The sequence below is a fragment of the Streptomyces mesophilus genome, assembly GCF_011044995.1.
GTDB lineage: Bacteria > Actinomycetota > Actinomycetes > Streptomycetales > Streptomycetaceae > Streptomyces > Streptomyces mesophilus.
The window spans coordinates 1-3,395 of record NZ_JAAKZW010000402.1 but is presented as its reverse complement, the minus strand read 5'-3'; the positions used below and the strand labels follow the sequence as shown (position 1 = coordinate 3,395).

The following is a 3,395-nucleotide window of genomic DNA, read 5'->3' as shown; positions in this document are numbered from 1 at the left end:
GGGGCGGGGAGGTCGCCTCGGTGCGGGCGGAGAGTGTGCGGCGGATGGGCGGGCGCCCTGCCGCGGCGGCGTCACCCGGGGAGCTGATCGCAGGACGGTACGTGCCGATGCGTGCGATCGGCACCGGTGGGCGGCAGGCCTGGTTCGCGCGCGACGTGCTGGAGGGCCGTGACGTCCTGCTGCGGGCTCTCCGCCAGCTGCACCCCGACAGCCCTGAGGAGCGAGCCTTCCGGCAGCGCGCCCACCTGCTGCGCTCGTTGAATCACCCCCACCTCGTCAGGACCTACGACTACGTCTACGAGCGCGGTGTCCCCTACGTCGCCCAGGAATACGTGGACGGCGTCAGCCTGGGCGACGTGCTGCGTGGTGCGGACGGCCCGCTGCCCTTCTGGCTGTTGGCTCGGCTGGCCGCCCATACGGCCCGGGCGCTCGCGGCCGCTCATGAACAGTCGCTGGGGCACGGCCCGCTCAGGCCCGCCGACGTACTGATCGACGCGTCGGACGGGACGGTCAAGCTCACCGGATTCCTGGACGGCGCACCGGCCCACCCGCCGCGGGAGGACGCGTCGCACCTGCGCCTCATGCTGAGGGATCTGGGCGGGTTCAAGAGCTTCTCGCCCTGGTCGCTGACGGACTGGCAGGTGCTGTCCGGAGTGCACCCGGCCACCCGCGACATCGACCGCGGCCCCGACGCACTCATCTCGCTGCTCGCGTCAGCCGAGTTCGAACCGATCACCCAGCGGGCAGCGGCGCAGGCCCCCCAGTTCCAGCTCATCGGAACCCAGTTGTGCCCGGCGGCGGACCAGCTGTCCCCCGATACGCAGGCCTGTCTGGTCATCCTCCTTGAGCGGTACGGCAGAAGTGTCCCGGCCGTCGATCTCTCGCTCGGCCTCGAGGAGCGGCCTCGGACTGCCGAAGAGTTCCATCACCACCTTGACGAGCTGATGCGCGTCCTGGGCCCCGGCGTGATCGCCAGCGGCCCCGGGGGCTTTGCCGTGCTCGCCTGCCCCGCCCAGATCGACGTCCACGCCATCCGGGCCGTGGTGGACCGGGCCGGCGATCCTCAGGACACCGACGACACCCGGACCAGACGGTCCATGATCCAGTCGGCCCTCGACGGTTTCGAGGACGAACCCCTGCCCGGCATCCCCGGCCCGGCCGCCCGCCGTATGCGGGCCACCCTGCGCGCCCTGCGCCTCCAACTCCTCGTCTCCCGCTCCGAGGCCGACCTCGACCTCGGCGACTACGAGCGGGCCGCGATCGACCTCACCTACCTGCTCGCCCGCCACCCCGACCACCAGGACTTCCGCCGCCTGCACATGCTCGCCCTGCGCCACCTCGGCCGCATCGGCGAGGCGATCGAGTCGTACGAGGAATACCGCTTGCGCCTCGACGGACCGAACCCCGACACGACGCTGCTTGGTCTGCACGACGAGCTCTACCGCGAACTGCTCGCCTCACCGGAACGCGAGCGCTCCGCCATCGTCTTCGAGTTCATCGCCGGGACTCCCGACGACAACGAGCGAGCCCAGAGCGTCGTGGGCCGCTTCGTCAACGATCTGCTCGCCCGAGACGTACTCGCCCCCGACGCGCACGAACTGCTCGCCCGCACCAACGGCTATCTCGTGATCACCGAGCCGGGCACCTCGGTGCTTCCGCTCCTGCCCACACTGCTCGCCGAACTGGCGCGGCTGCAGCGCGAGTTGCCGACGCAGGTCAGCCTGCGCGTGATGTTCTGGCACAACGCCCGGCCGGTCGGCCACCTGGGCCCGTCCTCGCTGGCACAGCACATGGCTCCCGTCCCCGGCGACGCCCTCGTGATCCTCTCACCGCCCTTGTACGAGGAGGCCCTGAGCGGGGCCGTACCCCTGTCACCCAGCGGCTTCACACCTGTGTCGGAGCAGGGCGAGGTGGTGGCATACGTCCACTGGGTGGCGCCCGAGCCCCTCGCGACCCAGTCCTTCGAGGGCGTCATCGCAAACGAGCCGTCCGAGTCGTCCGAGCCGCCCGAGTCGGCCGAGTCGGCGGGGCGCGAGCGGGAACCGGCCCGCGACCTGCTCCAGGGGCCGTTCACGATCCCGGGCACCGAGATCCCCAAGGTCAACTCCGCGACCACCGCCGTGGTCTATCTCGACGAGGACGAGGACATCCACGACCCCGACCTCCACGCGGCGGACGTCACCCGCTACTACGAGGTCGACCTCACCCCTCACCAGGAGTGGCGCGAACTCCCTCTTCCCAGCGCCGCGACGCTCCCCTTCACGGCCTCCGTCGAACTGTCCTGGCAGGTCTCCGACGCCATCGCCTTCGCCTACTCCGATGTCACCTCCGTGGCGACTCCCCTGTTCGAGCACCTCTCCCGGCAGCTCGCCCGCATCACCCGCCGCTACACCGTCGCCCGCCTGGGCGCCGCCCAACAGGCCGTACAGGAAGCGCACTTCGCCCCATGGCCGGTGCCCGGCCTGACCGTCAGCCACGCCATCCGCCTGTCGACCACGGCGCCTCCACCCCGGACCGCCGAAGAGCCACCGCAGGTCACGCCGCAGCAACCCGCACCCATGCCACCGCAGGAACAGGCCCAGCCCTCAACGGAACCGCGGCCACCATCACAACCACAGCCGACCGGACCGCAGCGCCCGCATGCGCAGCACCAGCCGCCCCCGAACCAGACGCCCTCCAGCTCCCCCCTCTCCGACGCCCTCTCCACCGCCCGCGTCGTCCTCCTCAGCTTCGACGGCCCCGTCGTCCGGCTGTACGCCCAGCACACCGCTACCTCGATCAGCCGCGAACTCGCCCGGACGATCACCGAGTTGCGCCATCCCGACGAAGCCCTGCGCGGCGACCGCCTCCTCAAGGGCACCCCCATCAACCCGTCCGAGGGCTATGCCCACCCGCTCGACCTGCTCCGCGCCATCGCCCACCACCGCCTGGCCCCGACCGTGGCCGAACAGCTGACGCAGAGCGAACTGCGCACCGTGACGTCCAGCTTCCCGACCCCGCACGCCGATCCGCTGATCCGCACCCTGCATGCCCAGGGCCGGATCGTCGGCATCGTGACCGACGTCGACCCCGTCGTCGTCTCCACGTATCTGGACTCCCGCGGCCTGGGCGGCACGCTGCGCGGCGGAGTCCACGGCCGCACCACCGATCTCACCCGCCTGATGCCCCACCCCGACTGCCTGCGCCGCGCCCTCGCCGCCGCGGGCTGCACACCGTCCGACGCCCTGCTGATCACATCGTCGGTCGCCGAACTCGAAGCAGCGGAAACCCTCGGCATCACGACCATCGGCTACGCCCGCGACGAACGCACCCGTTCCCGCCTGGAAGCAGCCGGCTGCCACACCACCATCACCGACCTCCACCCCCTCCTCGCCGCCGCCCGCGCCATACCCCCG

At 71.4% G+C, this 3,395-nt stretch carries 1 protein-coding gene; it reads left to right on the top strand.

What is annotated here, in order from left to right; all coding sequences use genetic code 11:
- Positions 1-107: 107 nt before the first annotated feature.
- On the top strand, positions 108-3,395 hold a 3,288-nt coding region (locus G6045_RS39890), incomplete at its 3' end, for a BTAD domain-containing putative transcriptional regulator (protein ID WP_235968605.1).